This window comes from Bremerella cremea, assembly GCF_039541315.1.
GTDB classification, from domain to species: domain Bacteria; phylum Planctomycetota; class Planctomycetia; order Pirellulales; family Pirellulaceae; genus Bremerella; species Bremerella cremea.
Map to the genome: position 1 here is coordinate 2,742,287 of NZ_BAABFZ010000003.1, position 18,351 is coordinate 2,760,637.

General features: G+C 56.7%; 15 protein-coding genes. 9 read left to right on the forward strand and 6 right to left on the reverse strand.

The genetic code is table 11. The features are described 5' to 3' along the window. Nucleotides 1-207: 207 nt before the first annotated feature. From ABD890_RS13455 to ABD890_RS13470, 4 genes are all read right to left on the reverse strand, one after another. A complete protein-coding gene (locus ABD890_RS13455; RefSeq protein ID WP_345090115.1) occupies nt 208-2,094 on the reverse strand; it encodes a TolB family protein in 1,887 nt (628 codons plus the stop codon). After that, the gene (locus tag ABD890_RS13460; RefSeq protein WP_345090118.1) at nt 2,084-2,473 is read right to left on the reverse strand and encodes a hypothetical protein; all 390 of its coding nucleotides are present in this window, start codon (nt 2,471-2,473) and stop codon (nt 2,084-2,086) included. Before ABD890_RS13460 ends, ABD890_RS13455 begins: the two co-directional genes overlap by 11 nt. Nucleotides 2,474-2,638: 165 nt before the next feature. Next, nucleotides 2,639-3,649, reverse strand: a complete 1,011-nt coding sequence (locus tag ABD890_RS13465; protein ID WP_345090121.1) for a DUF1559 family PulG-like putative transporter — start codon at nt 3,647-3,649, stop codon at nt 2,639-2,641. Nucleotides 3,650-4,024: 375 nt separating this feature from the next. Continuing rightward, on the reverse strand, nt 4,025-6,730 hold the full coding sequence (locus ABD890_RS13470) for a PQQ-dependent sugar dehydrogenase (RefSeq protein ID WP_345090124.1): 2,706 nt from the start codon (nt 6,728-6,730) through the stop codon (nt 4,025-4,027). 269 nt (nt 6,731-6,999) lie between these two features. On the opposite strand from ABD890_RS13470, the gene ABD890_RS13475 reads away from it, so the two are divergent. Next, nucleotides 7,000-8,391, forward strand: coding sequence for a sulfatase family protein (locus ABD890_RS13475; protein ID WP_345090127.1), 1,392 nt, complete (start codon nt 7,000-7,002; stop codon nt 8,389-8,391). Between the two features lie 216 nt (nt 8,392-8,607). Then, entirely contained in the window at nt 8,608-9,018 is a 411-nt protein-coding gene (locus tag ABD890_RS13480; protein ID WP_345090130.1) for a DUF4259 domain-containing protein, read from the forward strand. 9 nt (nt 9,019-9,027) lie between these two features. Here the strand turns inward: ABD890_RS13480 and ABD890_RS13485 are convergent, their stop codons facing one another. Continuing rightward, nucleotides 9,028-9,912, reverse strand: coding sequence for a M28 family peptidase (locus ABD890_RS13485; RefSeq protein WP_345090133.1), 885 nt, complete (start codon nt 9,910-9,912; stop codon nt 9,028-9,030). 134 nt (nt 9,913-10,046) lie between these two features. On the opposite strand from ABD890_RS13485, the gene ABD890_RS13490 reads away from it, so the two are divergent. After that, complete coding sequence (locus ABD890_RS13490) at nt 10,047-10,391, forward strand: hypothetical protein (protein WP_345090136.1); 345 nt, start codon at nt 10,047-10,049, stop codon at nt 10,389-10,391. 364 nt (nt 10,392-10,755) lie between these two features. Continuing rightward, the gene (locus ABD890_RS13495; protein ID WP_345090139.1) at nt 10,756-12,240 is read left to right on the forward strand and encodes a SulP family inorganic anion transporter; all 1,485 of its coding nucleotides are present in this window, start codon (nt 10,756-10,758) and stop codon (nt 12,238-12,240) included. Between the two features lie 75 nt (nt 12,241-12,315). Here the strand turns inward: ABD890_RS13495 and ABD890_RS13500 are convergent, their stop codons facing one another. Next, on the reverse strand, nt 12,316-12,963 hold the full coding sequence (locus tag ABD890_RS13500) for a hypothetical protein (protein WP_345090142.1): 648 nt from the start codon (nt 12,961-12,963) through the stop codon (nt 12,316-12,318). A gap of 208 nt (nt 12,964-13,171) precedes the next feature. On the opposite strand from ABD890_RS13500, the gene ABD890_RS13505 reads away from it, so the two are divergent. The 5 genes from ABD890_RS13505 (at nt 13,172) to ABD890_RS13525 (ending at nt 18,272) form a co-directional block, all read left to right on the forward strand. After that, on the forward strand, nt 13,172-14,356 hold the full coding sequence (locus ABD890_RS13505) for a serine hydrolase domain-containing protein (protein ID WP_345090144.1): 1,185 nt from the start codon (nt 13,172-13,174) through the stop codon (nt 14,354-14,356). Between the two features lie 147 nt (nt 14,357-14,503). Continuing rightward, nucleotides 14,504-15,190: a DUF2306 domain-containing protein gene (locus ABD890_RS13510; protein ID WP_345090147.1), complete on the forward strand. Its 687-nt coding sequence runs from the start codon at nt 14,504-14,506 to the stop codon at nt 15,188-15,190. A gap of 56 nt (nt 15,191-15,246) precedes the next feature. Continuing rightward, the gene (locus tag ABD890_RS13515) at nt 15,247-16,230 is read left to right on the forward strand and encodes a DUF1559 domain-containing protein (protein ID WP_345090906.1); all 984 of its coding nucleotides are present in this window, start codon (nt 15,247-15,249) and stop codon (nt 16,228-16,230) included. A 100-nt stretch (nt 16,231-16,330) separates the two neighbouring features. Further along, nucleotides 16,331-17,260: a DUF1559 domain-containing protein gene (locus ABD890_RS13520; RefSeq protein WP_345090909.1), complete on the forward strand. Its 930-nt coding sequence runs from the start codon at nt 16,331-16,333 to the stop codon at nt 17,258-17,260. Further along, nucleotides 17,247-18,272, forward strand: coding sequence for a DUF1559 domain-containing protein (locus tag ABD890_RS13525; RefSeq protein WP_345090150.1), 1,026 nt, complete (start codon nt 17,247-17,249; stop codon nt 18,270-18,272). The genes ABD890_RS13520 and ABD890_RS13525 overlap by 14 nt, the downstream gene beginning before the upstream one ends. Nucleotides 18,273-18,351: the final 79 nt, after the last annotated feature.

An 18,351-nucleotide genomic window follows, 5' to 3' on the forward strand; every position in this document is an offset into this window, starting at 1 on the left:
ATCGAAATTCGGCCCGTCCGATGCAATTAGAATTGTGCCGAAAAAGATTTATTTTGTAATGGCACATCGGGCGGAAATTGTTAAGGAAGATAGGCATCCTTAAACTCGCCCATGCGACTCGTTAGTGGCGGCATTCCTCCGTGTGGAACGTGCACTATCACGCGAGAGTGCCCCGAATTGCCTAATCGGTCATCGCAAACAGGGGCATTATCTCGGCGGTTTGCGGAGCGTCGGCGTGCCGCTGTGCCCAGTATGGCAACCGGTGCAGAAGTGCGTAAATCCAGGCCGGGCACCGCTGTAGTGGTCGCCGGCAAAGGCGAAAAATCGCGGCATCTCGCCATCCTCGTTCAGGCCCCTGCCCTGCCAACTGGCGATCTGCCCCTTGGGATCGATTCCGGCGAGCACTGTTGGCGAACCGGGCGGAATGCGGAACTCGAACCCATCCTGATTGATCGGAACTTCAAGTACCAGCTCGAATCCGCCGGGCACGCGAGGTGTTTCAGCGACATCGAATCGATCGCGATGCGAAGCGTAGATGTGGATCTTCTCGATCAGGTCACGTGGCGGAGCGCTGAAGATTGGAGCGTCTCCGTTGGCTGCCGTTTGGCCTGGGGCGTCACGATTGTTTTCGAGGAAGATGGCTGAGTTGTTGACTCGTGCTGTTGGCCCGACATGTGTCTCGCCATTGACCATCGCGACGGTTGCCATCCCCTGGTCGACTTCCAGCGTTTGATAGTTGTAATGAATCGGTCGCGGCATCACCGCGACCGGCTCGGCATCGACCAGGTGAGGATCGTCGAACAGTTGAGTCAGCTTCATCGCTTCGGCCGAGTTACCGCGATCCCAGTTGTCGTCCGCCATATAGATGCCGAAGCGGTCGGGGTTCCACTCGCCTGCGTCGCTGGCCACATTGCCCGCCAGCAAGATCTTGTGCCCAGGTCCCATGGAAGGCGTTGCCAGTTGCAAAGCATGCCCTGCTTGATCTTGCGTTGGTCCAGCAATCACCGGCGAATCGCTGGAAGCAGGGAGCTTCGAGTCGGCCGCCAGCGAGCTTGGCGAATTGGCGATGGTGCCAGCCTTGGCTTGAACCACGGTCAGCGTTCCATCTTCGGTTGGCGTCATGAAGGCGAAGTTGTTGTTCTCAAGTCGACGTGCACGCCAGACTGGCTCTCGCGTTTTAAGCACGCTGCCGAAGTAGTCGCCGTTGGGTTCGATATGGGCCCCCAGCCACTGATCGGTCGGAAGCGTCGCCGAGCTTTCGACAGTGCTGATCGGCACGATTGAACGTTGATCCGCCGAGACCACTTCCCGGTTGCGGCTCCAGAGACTGAAGACGATGTAGCCGTTGTCCGCGATCCAGGGCCAGCGGTCGTTGTTACGATTGGCCGACAAAGGCTTCTTGTCGCTGCCATCCTCATTCATGATCCACAGTGTTGTGCTTCTTCGTGCGTGGTCACGCCCGAGGTCTGGGGTGCGGCTCGAGGCGAAGACGATGTGCCCACCGGGGGCATAGGTCGGATCGACGTCGTCATAGTCAACCTTTTGACGTTCGTCGTCGCTGAGCATCTCGGTGCCATGCTCGGCATATCGCATCGGTGGAACTTGCGTGCAGCCGGCATCGTCTGGGCCGCCGGTCAATTGCCGAAGTCCTTCGCCATCGACATTGATCTCGTATAAGCGGAAGTGCCCGGCATCGGCTGCCGCCTTGCGACCGGCGAAGATGATCTTACGTCCATCGGGCGAGATGCTGGGGCTCATCACGTCAATCAGCGTCGAGCCATCGGGCAGCTTCTTGCCCCAAGTTAGTTCGCTGACCTGACCGCCGGGCAGCAGCATCCGCAGCCGTCCTTCGCTGGCCTGCCATAGCGACTGACCAGGATAGCTGAACTGCTCTCCTTCGTCGGCTGCCGCACGCAGACTGGCATCGCTGCTGCGCGAGGTGAAGACAATCGGGAATGGCACACGGGCTTGAACCATTCCAGAAAGATCAGGATTCGGGCGAGGCCAACGTGGCCGGGTAATAAACCAGGCCACCGATGCGACGAGAAGAAGAGTGATTGCCAGGGCGAGATATTTACTGGCGTTACTTTTCATAGCTGCTGAGGTCGATTTCCAGTTTGTCGCCAGGTTGGATGGATTGCTTGATCGGGGTCTTGTTCTGACTGAACTTCCCCTTCAGCTTATCGACGTTCGGGTAAGGATCCAACTGCTGCACCGCGATCCGATATTCGCCCGCAGGAACTTCCGCCTCGAAATGGCCACTCGAATCAACACTGGTCATGAAAGTCTGACCGGTCAACGTGCCACCTTGCTCTTGGATGAAGTGAATCTGCAGGTCTCCTTGGTCACTGACTTGCAGCGACTCACCGCCGTTAGAGAGCGTGCCAGAGACTTTCGAGCCGGCTTCACCACAGCCGCTGGCGAATAGAAACGTACAAGCACCAAGTAAAAGAAACAGGCGAGAAGCAGTCACGTTCGAGGACCTTTTCAATCGAGAGACTGGATGAAAGTACCCACGACCACAGACGTTGGGCCAATGCCCCTTTGGCCAAACGACTGCGCCGTGGGATCAAGCGAGAAAACGATCCGCAACGGAGGAGATACGCCGCGGACCGTCCTGGTGTCGACGAAGCAGGGACTACGGCTTCTGGTAAGGCACACCGTCGCGAATAGCGTGCATGAAGGCCCATGTTGGCTGGTCGATCGTTTCGGCCACGCTGCGAACACTTCCGTCGATCATCACCACGTTGACGATACCAGGGTGCAGCGAGCGAGCCACGGCCTGGGTGTTGGTGCAACCTTCCCAGCAGCCGCCAGTGCCGTCGGCGAAGTCCTGGCAATCGTAGACGTCGTCCGAGTTGCCATTCTTGTCGTTCGGACCATGACAGTCGCCACGCGAGAAGTTGTTGACGATGCTCGAGCCTGAAACACCCATCGCCCACACACCGCGCTGGTCGGTATCGACTTCACCGATACGGACTTCAGCGACCAGAACCGAGTTCGAGGTACCGTCGGTCACGGCGGCCATGTTGCGGCCCTTGTTCACCGTGAAACAGCCGTCGGAGTTCACCGAGCTGCTGTAGCCGTTGGGCGTGTACGATTCGCCATCGTTCCACCACGAACCGAAGCCGCCGTTGGCAGCGTAGTTACCACGGCCCCAGTTGCCGCCAACACCGCTGTAAGGCGTCTTCGATGCCGCGTCGGATGGGCACATGTAAGCAGGGATCTCTTGGGCACGAGCGTACTGACCATTGGGCAGAGTCACATCGCGCTGCCACTTGTCGACCGTGTTGGCGTTGTTCTCATTCACCTCGAAGATGTCGTACAGGGCCGATTGTTCGACGAAAGGCAACAGCTTAACGGCCCAGTTCGGACCAATCTGATCGGATTCGTTGTTGGGAGCATAGCCGTTGTTGTGGTTGTACAACGCGGCTGGGAATTTCAGGAACGTGTCGTGGTGGTTGTGCGCCGCCAAGCCGATCTGCTTCAGGTTGTTAATGCACTGCGAGCGACGAGCGGCTTCACGCGCCTGTTGGACGGCAGGTAGCAGAAGGGCAATTAAAACGCCAATAATGGCAATGACGACCAGCAGCTCGACCAGAGTAAAAGCTCTAGGGTGTCGACGCATCAAAACAGACGAATGCGGCATGGATGAGGCTCCTGCAGTGAGGACGGGAACGAAGATATCGCGAGAATGATAAGTGGCGCGATGGAGAGACCCTGGATAGATAATTTCACAGAGTGCTACTTTGCACGCCGTAAACAGATCAAGAGCGGGCTCTAAATCGCTACGGCTTTTATCGTTCTTCCCTGGATGACCTGCAATCGTAAATAGTGCAAAAAACGAAAAAATACGGAAAACTCTTGACGCAAAATCAACAGAAGTGACTTGGCGTGTAAAAAAACTCAAGGCGATTGTGCAGCGATGCGTCAGTAGACGTGTTTGATGCTAACCCATAAGGGTAGGTATTGAGTTTTTAGGCATTCCCCAAAAGTGGGGAATGCCGTTCGGTTTCGAGCGAGGTTAGTTCGTCACCGGCTCAAAAGTAACGCTGTCGAGGTTCATCAGGCCTCCGCGGCGTTTTTCATTGACAAACACGACGAAGATATCGTGACGTCCGCTCTGCGGTTCAAGCTTCGACGTGACGTCGTGGAAGGCATCCCAGCTGCCATTCACTTCGACATTGGCCGAACCAATGACCGGGCCATCCAGCGCGTCGAGACGTGCTTCGATCCGACCGCCAGAGCCTGCCGAGGTGACGCGGAACGTCAGCCCGCCGACATGGTCCATCGGAATCTGATCGAAACGAGCGTAGGTGTCGTGATCGATCGATCCGAGGAACTTGCCGCCGGATGCGGTGTGTCCACCCAGGACTCGTGGACCATGCACTTCATCGGCATCTTCCGCTTCGACCTTGCGCTGTCGGAGATAGATCTTGGCGGTACCCACCAGTGGTGGAATCTCGCCGTTGCCGAGATCACGGTAGCTTGCTTCGAGTTGAACGTAGCCTGCCTTTTCGACTTCTGCTGGCGTCAGTTCGATATTGCCGACAAACCCGTCGAACACTTTGACGGCGTTGTCTTTCTCAAGCGTGTAGACCCAACTCACCATGTCGCGAATCTCTTCAACCGAGTGCTGCGAGTGAGGCAGCATCGGGACTTTGCCCCAGACGCCCGCCGATCCTTCGCGAACGCGTTTGACCGAGGCTTCCAAAGCTTCCGCGTTGCCACGGTACTTTTCGGCGACTTTCAAAAATGGAGGACCGACTCGCAGGCTGTCGACTGCGTGGCAGTTGAAGCAGTCGCTCTTCTTCATCAAGCGAAGCCCGATCGGATCGTTGTCGTCGATCGCTCCGCCAGGACCGCGTGGAATGCTGCCGGTTCCCAGGCTCAAATTCAGCGCCGTACGACGAGGGGCTTCCAGGTCGATCTCGTCGGCACCTGTCTCGTCCGCTTCCTCAAAATCGGAGGTGCCATCTTCGATGTCGTTGACCTTCAGTTCGTAGCGAATCGCCGCGATTGAATCGAAGAATTCGCCATCGACCGGCGAGACAAACGAAACCTGCGGCCGAGCATTGCCGACAATCACCGGGACCGAAGCGACCGCTTCCGCGCCGGATGGATCGGTCACTTTCAACTCGACGTTGAAGACGCCTGGCTCGGTGAAGTCGATTTCCGGGTTGGCTTCCTTCGAGATCAGAACGGGCTTCGGGTTCTGTTCGCCGGCGCGATACTGGTACCAGTCATAGCTCAACGCGTCGCCATCTTTGTCGAGCGTTCCTTCGCTGGAAAGCTTGACCTTCAAGGGCTCTTTGCCGGTGTTGTTCTCGGCAGCGGCGATGGCAGCAGGCGGTCGGTTGCCGCGAACATAGTCGACTCGAACCAACTTGGCGTCGTCGTTAACGCCCCAGGTTTCACCATATTCGACGACATACAAAGCACCATCGGGGCCAAATTGCATGTCGATCGGACGCGTGAACTTGTGATCCGGCATGAATGGTTCGATCTTCGCGATGTCCGAGTCTTCGGTCAGATGAACCGCCAGAATCCAGTGCCGGGTCCATTCATAGATGAACACGCAGCGGCTGTAATGCGGCGGGAACTTCGTCTGGCTGGGGTTCGCTGGATCGAAGTCGTACGAAGGACCAGCGCACGCCGTGCGGCCGCCGGAACCAACTTCCGGGAACTTCTCGAAGGCGGAGCCAGGATAGTAGATGAACGCTTCGGTGGCCGGCGGAAGTTCACGAATGCCGGTGTTGTTCGGCGATTCGTTCACAGGATGAGCCGGGTCGAACTTGGCACCGATTTTTTCGGTGGTGAAGTCGACGTCGTGGTAAGGCTGATTGTCGGCGATGAAGTAAGGCCAACCGAAGTTGCCTGCCTTGCGGGCCTGATTCACTTCGTCATAACCACGTGGTCCACGCGGGCCATCGTTGCCGGCATCGGGACCGACCTCACCCCAGTACAGATATCCGGTCTTCTGATCGACACTGATTCGCCATGGATTGCGGCAGCCCATCACATAGATTTCAGGATGGCCTTGCGAACCATCTTTCGGGAACAAGTTGCCATCGGGGATCTCGTATGTGCCGTCGGCCATCGGACGGATACGAAGCACCTTGCCGTTGTAGCTCTTGGTATTGCTGGCCGACTTCTGAGCATCCCATGGGAACTTCTCTTCGCGCTCGTCGATCGGGGCGTAGCCATGCGAGTCGCCGTGAGGGTGCGTGTTGTCCCCGGTACCAATGAACAGGCACCCATCCGGACCGAACTCGAGCGAGCCGGCGTGGTGGCAACATTGCAGACGTTGTTCTTCGTACTTCAGCAGCAACTTTTCGCTGGCCATGTCAAGCTTGCCGTCAACGACGGTGAAGCGGCTGACATGCTGACCGGAAAAATCTGGTGGCGAGTACTGCAGGTAGAGCCAGTTGTTCTCGGCAAAGTTCGGATCGAGTGCGAGCCCGATCAGACCGTTCTCTTGCGCGGTGGTGACTTCCACTTCGCCGACCAGTGACGTTTGTCGCGACACCGGATCGTAGACCTTCAATTGGCCTTTGATTTCGATATAGAAGATCCGACCGTCCGGAGCGACGGCCAGTTCCATAGGCTGCTTCAATTGCGTGGCGAGCGTGGTGACTTCCAAACGCGAGGGATCGAAAGAAGTCTCTTCGGCTGGCAGTTGATGGCAGGTGGCAGTCAAAAGGCCCAACACCATGAGGGTGCGTACCATGGGCTTCGTCAGCAAGGCAGACGGCATAGCATGTTCCTGATAAGGCACAGATGGGAAAACCAGGGGAGGTCTGGAATGGGTGGGGTATGGGGTGGGTACTGCCGGAAGTCAAAGCGAATGGCAAATCCTTTTGACTTCCCTCAGCGTTCGCTTCAACATAGTTGGCGAGGAGGCTAGAGTCTACCTACTTCGAGTGGATAGCTGCGAAGCGTACGGATCAGGCAAGTACCTCACCTTACCTATAGCCCCAATCGTCCAAAGGTTACGAAATGAAATGCGTTTCACCCATCATTGCGCTCGTGATCGCCCTGCTGGCCGGCGTGACCCAGGCAGCCGACCGCCCCAATATCGTGATGCTGTTAGCGGATGACCTGGGATACCAGGACGTGGGATGCTACGGCGGCCCGGTCAAAACGCCTGCGATCGATGCCCTGGCAGCTGGTGGAACGCGATTCCATGACTTTTATGCCGGATGTGCGGTTTGTTCGCCGACGCGGGCCACCTTGTTAACAGGTCGCCATCACATTCGTGCCGGCGTTTACAGTTGGATCGAAGATGGTCCGCAGCGTTCGCATCTGCTGCTCCGCGAAAACACCTTGGCCGAGCTTCTCAAGAACGAAGGGTACGCGACCGCGCACATCGGTAAGTGGCACCTGGGGATGCCAACCCCAAAGCTCGATAAGCCGACGCCTGACGAACATGGATTCGACTATTGGTTTGCGACGGTGAAGAACGCGATTCCAAGTCATCGCAACCCGAACAACTTCATCCGCAATGGCAAACCGCTGGGCGAGCTTGAAGGGTACTCGTGCCAGATCGTCGTCGACGAGGCGATCGATTGGCTGGAAACCAGGCGCGATGCGAAGAAGCCCTTCTTCTTGAACGTCTGGTTCCATGAACCGCACGCACCGATTGCCGCGCCGGACGAAATCGTTTCGGACTACGGCGAATTAAAAGACAAGGGAGCGATCTACTCCGGCACGATCGACAACACCGACCGAGCGATCGCTCGCCTGGTGAAGAAACTGCACGAGATCGACAAGCCAGAGAACACGTTGATCATCTACGCCTCGGACAACGGCAGCTATCGCGACGATCGAACCGGCGGCCTGCGCGGCAAGAAGGGAGTGAATTGGGAAGGTGGAATTCGTGTTCCTGGAATCTTCTACTGGCCGGGCAACATCGAGTCAGGAAAAGAAATCTCAGGAAATATTCCGGCAGGAATCATTGATATTTTTCCGACGATTTGCGGCTTGCTTGCGATTACCCCGCCAGAGGGTCGCCACTTGGATGGTAGCGACCTGGCCCCATTACTGGTGCGTGGGCACGGCGAGTTCACTCGGCATCAACCGTTGTTCTGGCATCTTCAGCGGTCGCGTCCGATCGTGGCGATGCGGGACGGCAACTACAGCCTGGTCGCTGAGCGGGACTACGAAATGAGTAGTGACAACATGTTTCAGGAAGCCTGGATTCCTCGAATAAAAGCAGGGACATACAAAAACTTCCAGCTCTACGACCTTTCCGTTGATCCGCAACAAAAGCACAACCTGGCGTCTGAAAAGCCTCAACTGGTTGCGCAATTAAAGTCAAAGATGTTGGAGATTAATGACAGTGTCATGGCCGATGGTCCTGACTGGAGTCAGTCGGTCGGTGATCGATAAATCCAACGATTTACCACTAATGGGCTGTTTGGGATATTCCGTAGATAGCCTCGCCCCCCATCGAAGAATAGCTATTAAAAACTGTCCGAACTGTTTGCAAAGTCTTTGTGAATGGCGAATCTGTTTTGTTGAACTTCTTACCCGCATTGAGTAGTTGGACGCAAAATCGTATTTTGGTCCGCAAGACTTTCAATCTCGTATGGAGACGCAGCTTCGATGGGCGCTTGGGGACACGAAATCTTTGATAATGACGCGGCCTGTGATTGGCAGGATCGGTTGCTGCGCAGCGACGATCTCGCGTTGATTGAAGAATCGCTGTCGCGAGTTGCCCATGCTCCCGCAGGGGAGACCATCAATGCCAGCGACGGCTCGCAAATGTTGGCCGCATGCGAAGCACTCGCACACTTGCGAGGTCGCCCAGGTCTGCACGAAGCTTCAATCGATGCCTTGGCCAGTTGGGCTCAATCACATTCCCACCTGGCAACCGACTCGCTGGTGCCGGTTGCTCAAGTCGCGCTCGAGAGAGTGGTATCGGACGACTCCGAACTGAAGCAGCTTTGGGCTGAAGGAAATCAGCTTTCGCTTTGGTTGGCTACGGTCGAAGATGTCTCACGCCGCATTGCTTAGCGGTTCTATCTAACGCCCCAGATGCTTCATTGCACTCGCCACTCCCTGGGCGACGTGCGTCATCGCCTCGAAGTCGAGCGTGTCAGGCGTATCGGTAGGTTGGTGATAGTTCGGATTCCGTAGGAAACTGGTGTCGGTCAGCATCAGCGCCGGGTAGCCTTGGTCCCAGAACGAACTGTTGTCGCTACGGCGAATCTCTTTGATTTTCTCCGGCAAGCAAATCGAAAATAGTCGCTGCGTGGTGCCACGTTTGAAACCGCGCCGAAACGCCCACGAGAGCTGCATCGAATTCAGATTGCCAACCGCTGCCAGGAAGTTGCCTCGCTTCGGGAACAGACCATGCAGAAACTTCGGAATCGTGACCGGCACTTGCTGCGAGTTCGGCTCTTCGCGGAAGTAGCCCACCATCTCCAGGCATAGCATCACGATCTTCTCGTTGCGTTTCTTCGCTTCGCGAGCGTGGTACTGACTACCCATTGAGTCGAGGCTCATGTAAGGAGCTTCTTCACAGGCAAACGCCACAAAGCGAAACGTCTTGCGCGGCGTATGTTCTTTCAGCAGACGACTCACTTCCAACAAGACCGCCACCGCCGAGGCATTGTCGTCTGCACCGGGGGTGGTGGCGACCGTATCGTAATGTGCCCCCAAGACCACAATCTCTTGCGAGGGCTCGCTTCCGGCGATCTCGACCACCAGGTTCATCGCCGGGCCGTCGACCGACTCGTAAGGTTCTTCGCGAACTTCGTGCCCCATCTCTTGCCACTGCGACTGGATGTATTCGAGGGTGGCCGCGATGGTCTCTGGCTTGGCAAGGATTCGTGGACCGATCTGGCCTGCCAGGCGGTCGACATGCTGTTCCAGTTTGGGGCGGATCGTTAGTTGATCGAAAGTCATGTGCATCCGTGGATGGGTGAGAAGGGAGTCCGCGCAATTATAGAAAAATCGAGTGCGCGGTTGGCAAGGTTTGAATTAGAATCGTCCCAAGGAAAAGACTCAGGGGCCCTCTTCTCAAGCTCAACCAGCCTGCCATGAAAGCCATTGTTCTACAAACACTCGATGGTGCCCAACACATCGGGTTCATTCTGTGTGCCATTCCGCCTGGGGATATCGAAGGGGACTGCATGTTCTCGATTGTCCCGGACGATGCCGAGTTGTTGGAAGATCCCAACGTGGTCGAACTGCTCGATCGTCGCGACCTGGGCGAAAGTCAGGTCGAACTGTCGGAAGATTCCCGATCGCTCCGCATTCATTCGCATCGGCTCGACGACATGTTCGTTCGCTTTGAAACCGATGGGGTGGGCGAGTGGGGCTACATTCGCCAAGGCGAACCGGTCGCCTGTGGTCAGGCCTCGACGATCAATTCGCAGCACTAAGCAAACCTGATTTAACTTATGTCCCTGCTGGCTGTTACGCGGCGGCCAGGCACTCTGCAGGGACGATCTCGAATCCATTTGGCCGATTTTAGAACTATCGGGCCGAAATGGCTTGTGGTACAATCGCTGCCATACGATCCACTAATGTGCCCCGTAATGGTAGTTTGACCGGTGTAGTGTAATTCTCTCAGCGTGAAGTTCGCCCCCTTCGTGAGCCCGTTTAGGTGAACGGCTGCCCCACAAGGCTGTGTGTGAGCATTCTTGAATCCGCTGTACTGCACTTTGTTTTTACCTGTTTAGCGGCACCAGAGCCGGAGCTATTTCGGCGAAGTCCCACCCTCTGCCTTGCTGGAAATTTCCCACGATGAAACCAATCGATACCCTGCGCAACCAATGGTTCGCCAACGTACCGAAAGACCTGCTGGCCGGCCTGGTCGTGGCCCTGGCCCTGATTCCCGAAGCGATCGCCTTTTCGATCATCGCTGGTGTTGATCCGAAGGTCGGGCTATATGCTTCGTTTTGTATCGCGACGATCTCAGCCATTGTCGGCGGTCGACCTGGCATGATCTCGGCGGCAACCGGGGCGATGGCCCTGGTGATGGTCACGCTGGTGAAAGAGCATGGCCTGCAGTACCTGCTGGCCGCCTCGATCCTGACCGGCATCCTGCAGATCGCTGCCGGTTATTTCCAGCTTGGCGTTCTGATGCGATTCGTCTCGAAGTCGGTGATCACCGGCTTTGTGAATGCGTTGGCCATCTTGATCTTCATGGCTCAGTTGCCGGAACTGATCAACGTGCCGTGGGTGGTCTATCCGATGGTGGCTGGCGGTCTGGCGATCATCTACCTGTTCCCTTACCTGACCAAAGCGGTTCCCTCCCCTTTGATTGCCATCAGCGTGCTGACGGCCATTTCGGTGGCGTTCGGTTTTCAGATCCGAACCGTTGGCGACATGGGGCACCTGCCGGACAGCTTACCGATCTTTATGATCCCCGAGATTCCTTGGACGTTTGAAACGCTGCAGATCATCTTCCCGGTTTCGGTCACCCTGGCCGTGGTCGGTTTGCTGGAATCGTTGATGACCGCTTCGATCGTCGACGAGATGACCGACACGCAGAGCAACAAGAACCAAGAGTGTGTCGGCCAAGGCTGCTCGAACATTGTCGCTGGTTTCCTCGGTGGTATGGCGGGCTGTGCCATGATTGGCCAGTCGGTCATCAATGTGAAGTCGGGCGGTCGAGGCCGATTGTCGACACTCTGTGCTGGCGTGTTCCTGCTGATCTTGATCGTGTTCCTCGGCAAATACGTTTCGATGATCCCGATGGCCGCACTCGTTTCGGTGATGATCATGGTCTCGATCGGCACCTTCAAATGGGAGTCGCTCAAGAACCTGGTGCTGCACCCGAAGAGCTCCAGCGCGGTGATGGTCAGCACGGTGCTGGTGGTGGTCCTGACGCACGACCTGGCCCAAGGGGTGCTGGTGGGCGTGCTGTTATCCGGCTTCTTCTTTGCCCACAAGGTCGGTCAGATTTTGGTGGTCGAAGGTGTGCCGCATGAAGAAGCAGACGGCAAGACTTACAGCGTGACTGGTCAGGTATTCTTCGCTTCGGCGGACCGCTTTATCCAGTCGTTCGACTATCAAGAGAAGCTGAAGAAAGTGAACATCGACGTGACCGATGCTCACTTCTGGGATATCACCGCGATTGGTGCGCTCGACCGCGTGATCGTGAAGTATCGCCAGCAGGAAGTTGAAGTCGAGTTGATCGGGCTGAACGAAGCTTCCGCCCACATGGTCAATCGCTTCGCCATCCATGACAAGCCAGATGCCGACAAGCAGATGATCGGGCACTAAGCCAGTCGCAGGCAATTGATGCAATCATGCCATGCCCGATGCCAATCACGGGCATGGCACCCAACGTGGGACGCTCTAGTCTTCGATCCCACTCAGCAGTCGGATCAACGATTCGATCTGCTCGTGAGCTAGGCGGTTTTGGCGCACCAGGATGAAGTTGCCAGAGGGAACAGCACGGATGCTACCTCCCTGCCGCGAGTCCGACCAGCTATCGGGTTGAATGGTGCCGGTGATCGCCAGCGTCAATTCGTCTTCATCCAAGATTCCGTCTGGGTTCGCATAGACCCGAACGGTCATGTGGGATGCTTCGGCCTGGGCCGAGGTGATGAAGATCATCTCGTTCTCGATATACCAGCCCAGCTTGTTTCGGGCACACAGAACATTCAGGCCATCTTCCAGGTCGACCCCTTCCACGTTCAAGGTGATCGGCAGGTCGATTTTCAGCTCGGCTTGCGCCAAGGCATGTTGGTCGATCTGAACTTCCGTGTGATGAAGCTGCTTCAGGTACTGCACGACCTCTTCCAGCGGCGTATCGATGAATTGAATCTTGGTTTCCTCGCTACGAATCCGCTTCAGCAGCTCTTGGTTCTTCTGTCCTGAATGGCCCAGTTCGAACGCGACTTTCATCGAAGCAGACGATTGCTCTTCCCCAGCGAAGACAAAATTTGGGGCACCAAGCAGAATCGCCAGCAGCGCTACGTATCGAGAAACGATGGAAGGCATGGGAGGTCTCCTGAAATCGGGGGATCGGGTCCACCGGCGTAGCCTATCGGCATTCCGAAAATGCCGCCATCGCAATGCCCATATTCCTGAGATTTGATTCGTTCAGGACCTTTGCGCGATGTGAGCGGTAGCATTGGCAGGCGGAGTGCATGACCTATATTTCGGGTAACAACCACACAACAACCCTGCTTTAGGAAGAAGCCAAGTGATGATTTCCAAACGCCTTACCTCTGCTGCCCTGGCCTTGCTGGTCGCTGTATCCGCATCGGGAATTAGTTCCGCCGAGGGGATTGGCGATCGCGAGAAGATGGCGGCTACCGTCGAAAAGTTGATGCAAGAGAACGCGATCCCTGGGGCGGTCGTGCTGATTCGCAAAGGGACTGACCAATGGCTTCAGGCGTTCGGCGTCGCCGACCTGAAGACCGGTCAGCCAGTGACGACCGACATGGCGTTTCGCATCGGATCGAACACCAAAACGATGACTGGCACGGTGGTGCTGCAACTGATTCAAGAAGGCAAGTTGAAGCTGACCGACACGGTCTCGAAGTTCTTCGACAATGTCCCGCAAGGCGATCAGATCACCATCGCCGATTTGCTTGCGATGCGAAGTGGAATCCCAACCTACAGCGACCTGAAGTCGGTGAATCGTCAACTCGATCAGCAGCCGCTGAAAGGTTACACCACGGCAGAGCTGATTCAACTTGGGATCGAACAGAAGCCCCTCTTCAAGCCAGGGGCCGAGTTCAACTACTCGAACACCAACTACATCATGCTCGGGGTGATTATCGAACGCCTGACGGGTAAGTCGCTGGAAGAAGCTTTCCAGCAGCGAATCTTCACGCCGCTTGCCATGAAGCATACGTCGATGCCAACGGCAACCGATTGGAAGATGCCGTCGCCGTATGCTCGTGGCTACCTGTTCGGGACCAACGAATCGACGCTGGACGATCTCGCCTTGCCGAAAGATCAACAGAAGCTGGCAATCGAAGGCAAGCTGCTGCCGACCGACGTGACCGATGGAAATCCTTCGTGGGCCTGGGCTGCGGGTGGAGCTGTTTCGACGGCGGAAGACCTGGCCACCTATGTCGAAGCGATGGTGGCTGGCGGCCTGCTGGACGAAGCCTGGCAAAACATTCGCCTCGACAGCTTCAAGCCGAACAACCCGATGCAGCCGGAAGCGACCGCCTATGGCCTGGGGATCGCCAAGTTCGGTCCGCTGCTGGGGCACGATGGTTCGCTGCCAGGGTATCAGTCGTTCATGGGATTCGATCCACAGACCGGAATAACCTTGATTGTGCTGACCAATCTGCAGAACACGCCCAGTGGCGAAGGTGCGGCCAACCTGCTGACCAAAGAGCTGTGCAAGCAGATCTATGGGGCACCAATCGACTAATTGAATCTCAAAGTAGTCGACTTCTTCGGCGACCTGGGTTACGCTCTGTAGTGGGGTGTGAAGCCGCCAAGGTCGCCGGCCATACCCCTGCTCGTCTTCGATCTTATCCAGAAGATTCTCAGGGATGCGGTACTCGGCCGCCTGGTTGTGAAGTCGCACACACGTCAAAGCCGATTTGCCAAACTGAAAACCGTCGCGATGATCGCCGTGGCGGTTTTGATGGCGAAGGTGTTGGTTTCGATGGTCACCGAGTATCGAAACTATTTCCCGCCGAACTTCGAGGCGGTGTTTCTGCTAGGGCGAGAAGCAACCTTTCAGGGAGCCTATCCGCCTGCCTTCTATACCCACATCATCGCCTCGCCGATCGCCCTACTGATCGCCACCTATCTGATGCTGAGCGGCAAGTGGCGAACGCACGCGACGCTCCATCGCCGGCTCGGCAAAGTGCAATTGGGTTTGGTCTTGGGGCTGGTCGTTCCCAGTGGCATTGTCATGTCGATCTGGTCCTTCTCCGGACCACTTGCCGGTTGGGGTTTCGCGACCCAAGCAGTTGCCACTGGCGTCACCATCGTAGTCGCTGCCCGCTACGCGATGCGAAGAGACTTCGCATCGCATCAGCGCTGGGCGACGTACTGCTTTATTTTGTTGATCGCTCCGTTGCTCTTTCGAATTGTGGCAGGGCTGACGATTGTGACCGACACCGAAACGATTGTCGGCTATCAAATCAATGCCTGGCTGAGCTGGGTTATTCCGTTGGCGCTCTTTGAACTACGAAGGTATCGCAAGGCCTCGCGCCTGGTGTCGGAACCGACAGCCGCCGAGGGATCGACATGAGAAACGATTCGCACGGATTCACAATCAAAGAGTTGTTCGCCGTGATGTTTATCATCATGGCCCTCTCCTTCTGCTTGCTTCCCTTCGGTAGAACCGGAGGTCGACCGACTACAAGACGCATGGCGTGTCAAATGCATCTCAAGCAATTGGGACTGGCGATGCACATCTATCACGATGCCCACGGTGTGCTTCCACAGGCGGTCGGAGGGACGGGAGCCGGCGGCAACGAGAATCGCCTGAACGGTCTCGTTGCCTTGCTACCCTATCTGGAAGAGACCAGGCTCTTCGATCAAATCATGCAAGGCGAGCCTCCCGGAGGTCCCGCACCGTGGGACTTGAATTATGCACCTTGGCAGGCCGAGGTGCAGTTGTTTCGTTGTCCGGCAGCAGGCGATACCGTAGTCGATCGTGACTATCGCTGGACAAGTTACGCGTTTTGCATTGGCGATGTCGCCAGCGATATCCACCACCTGCCACAAGCCCGAGGTGCCTTTGCACCAGGTCTTAGCACGCGTTTTGATGAGATCGGCGATGGTCTCTCGCAAACAATTTTCATGTCGGAGATCAGGCCGCCCGACGGTCGCCGCACGATCGGTCAGATCGCGGTGAATCTCCCTCGCAATGTCTTGGACGACGTTGGCATCTGTCAGCAGCTGGTCGATGCGAGCAATCGCTATTACCGCAATGACGTCTCGCTACATACCTATGGCCGCGGATACAACTGGGCCGATGGTGCGGCGGGACCTGGGCTGGTGAATACGATCTTGCCTCCGAACAGTCCCAGTTGCGCCGTCGGTGGAATAGAAGCAGTAGACGGCATTTACTCGGCGGGAAGTCATCACCCTGGAGGATGTCAGGTGCTGCTCGGGGATGCTTCGGTCCAAATGATTTCGGAACGGATCGATTGCGGAGACCTTGGGGCAGCACCGCTCAAGCTGGACAAGGCTGCCGCAGAGGTTGAGCGACGGGCGAGTCCTTACGGCGTGTGGGGTGCCCTTGGTACGGCCAACGGGAACGAGGAGATCGACGATGATTACTAATGCACCAAGAACATGCTTCCCTGGTCGTTCCCGATCGGGTTACTCGTGGGTCGAAGTCTTGGCGGTGATCGTTATTTTGCTGCTGCTCTTCGCCCTTCTGATGCCAGGATTAAGTCATCCTCGAGAAGCCAGCTATAGAATGAGATGCGTTAGTCACCTGAAGCAGCTAGGGCTCGCGCTGCACAACTATCACGACATGTACAGAACCTTTCCGCCGGCGATCATGGGGCACTCGATCGACCGCACGCTCGAAGAAGGGAACTTCGAGCGGATGAGTGGGCTGGTTCTCTTGTTGCCTTACCTGGAGCAAGCGAATCTCTATGAGCAGGTCATGGAAATGCAAAAGCAGGAGGATCGATTCCAGTTGTCTTGGCACAACTTAAAGGTCGAGCAACTGCGTTGCCCCACCGCAAGTCGATTTGTGCATAGAGGCAATCCCACGAGCTATGCGTTTTGTATCGGTGACTCGGTTCAGATTCTGCCAGAGCCTTCCCAGGCAACAGGAGCCTTTGGTGGCAGCCTCGCTCGAAAGTTTTCAGAGTTTACGGATGGCACGTCCAATACGATCGTGATGGGAGAAGTCGCCATCCCACGCGGACTGGCCCTTCAAGGGCAGATCGCGATCGATCAACCCAGGGCCATGTTGAACGATCCAAGACTCTGTTGGCAAACACGCGATTCCAAGACACCGTACTATTTACCGAAGGTCGCGTTGCATCCCCAGGGACGGGGCTGGCTGTGGGAAGACGGCATTGCTGGGATGCCGATGTTCAACACCCTCTTGCCCCCCAATGCACCTAGCTGCGCCGTCGGCGGTAGCGACGGAGTCGACGGGATCTATTCGGCCGGCAGTTACCATGTCGGAGGATCGCAGGTTCTATTCGCGGATGGTTCGTGCCGGTTCATTGCAGAGAACATCAATGCCAAACAGAAGTCGGACGGGGCGAGTCGAAATCGCAATCCGTACGGTGTCTGGGGAGCCCTGGGCACCGTTGCCGGAGAAGAGGAATTAGAAAATGCAGACTACTAATCGAGCTCAACTGCGAAGGCGCTCTCCCTCCGGTTTCACTTGGGTAGAGTTGCTGGTGGTCGTGGCGATCATTGCCGTCTTGTTTGCCTTGATGCTGCCTGCGGTCCGCCAGTCGCGGGAAGGGGCGCGCCGGATGCAGTGCCAAAACAATCTGAAGGAACTGGGACTCGCCCTGCACAACTATCACATGACACATGGCCATCTGCCCGATTGCTGCTTTGGAACCGAAGATAACCAGCGGCGAATCAGCGGAATGGTGGCGCTGCTGCCGTTTGTCGAGCAAGAGGCCTTCTATCAGCAAATTGCCCAGCCGATGGAGATCGGCGGTTCCGAGTATCCAGCTTGGGGACCAGAGCCTTGGAACGAAGACTACCCGCCCTGGCAAACGCAACTCGACCTGCTGCAGTGTCCTTCCGAGATTGGCTTGAGGCGATCCGACGATGAGGACCGCGTGGTGGTCAACTACATGTTTTCCGTTGGCGATACGACCGATATCTATGGCCAAGGTCAGCCGCCACGCGGGGCGTTCGCTCCCGGAAGAACGACCCGGTTTACAGACTTCCGCGATGGAACCGCCGCGACGGTGATGTTAGCGGAGGCACAGGTCGGCAAGATCACCGTCGATCATCCAGCCGAGTTTCTCGCCAGTCCGATCCTCTGCGATCAGTTGCCGCAAGATCGGCCCTGGTCGGATCACCCTCAGACGCGTGGCTATCGCTGGGCTGATGGTGCGGCGGGACCGGCGATGGTCAATACGATTCTGGCACCCAACAAAGTAAGCTGTGCCGTCGAAGGGAACGCGGCCGTCGATGGGCTGTATACCGTCGGCAGTGTTCATGGAGGGATAAGCTATCTCTTGATGGCCGATGGATCGAGCAATGCGGTGAACGACGACATCGATACCGGCAACCTCTCGCAGGGGCCGATTGTGACGGATATGCCAGGCGTAAGCCCTTATGGCGTGTGGGGAGCGATGGGAAGCATCGCTGGCGAGTCGCCGGTGGTGGAATAATCGGAACTTCAGCTTCCAGGGCGATTGCGGACTATATTTGAGCTGGGGCAGTTGGTTGAAGTTCTCTCTACGAGACTGC

Coding starts and splice junctions, on each gene's coding strand:
- ABD890_RS13495 (WP_345090139.1), top strand. CDS start 10,756: ATGAAACCAATCGATACCCTGCGCAACCAATGGTTCGCCAACGTACCG.
- ABD890_RS13490 (WP_345090136.1), top strand. CDS start 10,047: ATGAAAGCCATTGTTCTACAAACACTCGATGGTGCCCAACACATCGGG.
- ABD890_RS13485 (WP_345090133.1), bottom strand. CDS start 9,912: ATGACTTTCGATCAACTAACGATCCGCCCCAAACTGGAACAGCATGTC.
- ABD890_RS13455 (WP_345090115.1), bottom strand. CDS start 2,094: ATGAAAAGTAACGCCAGTAAATATCTCGCCCTGGCAATCACTCTTCTT.
- ABD890_RS13505 (WP_345090144.1), top strand. CDS start 13,172: ATGATTTCCAAACGCCTTACCTCTGCTGCCCTGGCCTTGCTGGTCGCT.
- ABD890_RS13465 (WP_345090121.1), bottom strand. CDS start 3,649: ATGCCGCATTCGTCTGTTTTGATGCGTCGACACCCTAGAGCTTTTACT.
- ABD890_RS13500 (WP_345090142.1), bottom strand. CDS start 12,963: ATGCCTTCCATCGTTTCTCGATACGTAGCGCTGCTGGCGATTCTGCTT.
- ABD890_RS13470 (WP_345090124.1), bottom strand. CDS start 6,730: ATGGTACGCACCCTCATGGTGTTGGGCCTTTTGACTGCCACCTGCCAT.
- ABD890_RS13515 (WP_345090906.1), top strand. CDS start 15,247: ATGGCCCTCTCCTTCTGCTTGCTTCCCTTCGGTAGAACCGGAGGTCGA.
- ABD890_RS13520 (WP_345090909.1), top strand. CDS start 16,331: ATGCCAGGATTAAGTCATCCTCGAGAAGCCAGCTATAGAATGAGATGC.
- ABD890_RS13525 (WP_345090150.1), top strand. CDS start 17,247: ATGCAGACTACTAATCGAGCTCAACTGCGAAGGCGCTCTCCCTCCGGT.
- ABD890_RS13480 (WP_345090130.1), top strand. CDS start 8,608: ATGGGCGCTTGGGGACACGAAATCTTTGATAATGACGCGGCCTGTGAT.
- ABD890_RS13475 (WP_345090127.1), top strand. CDS start 7,000: ATGAAATGCGTTTCACCCATCATTGCGCTCGTGATCGCCCTGCTGGCC.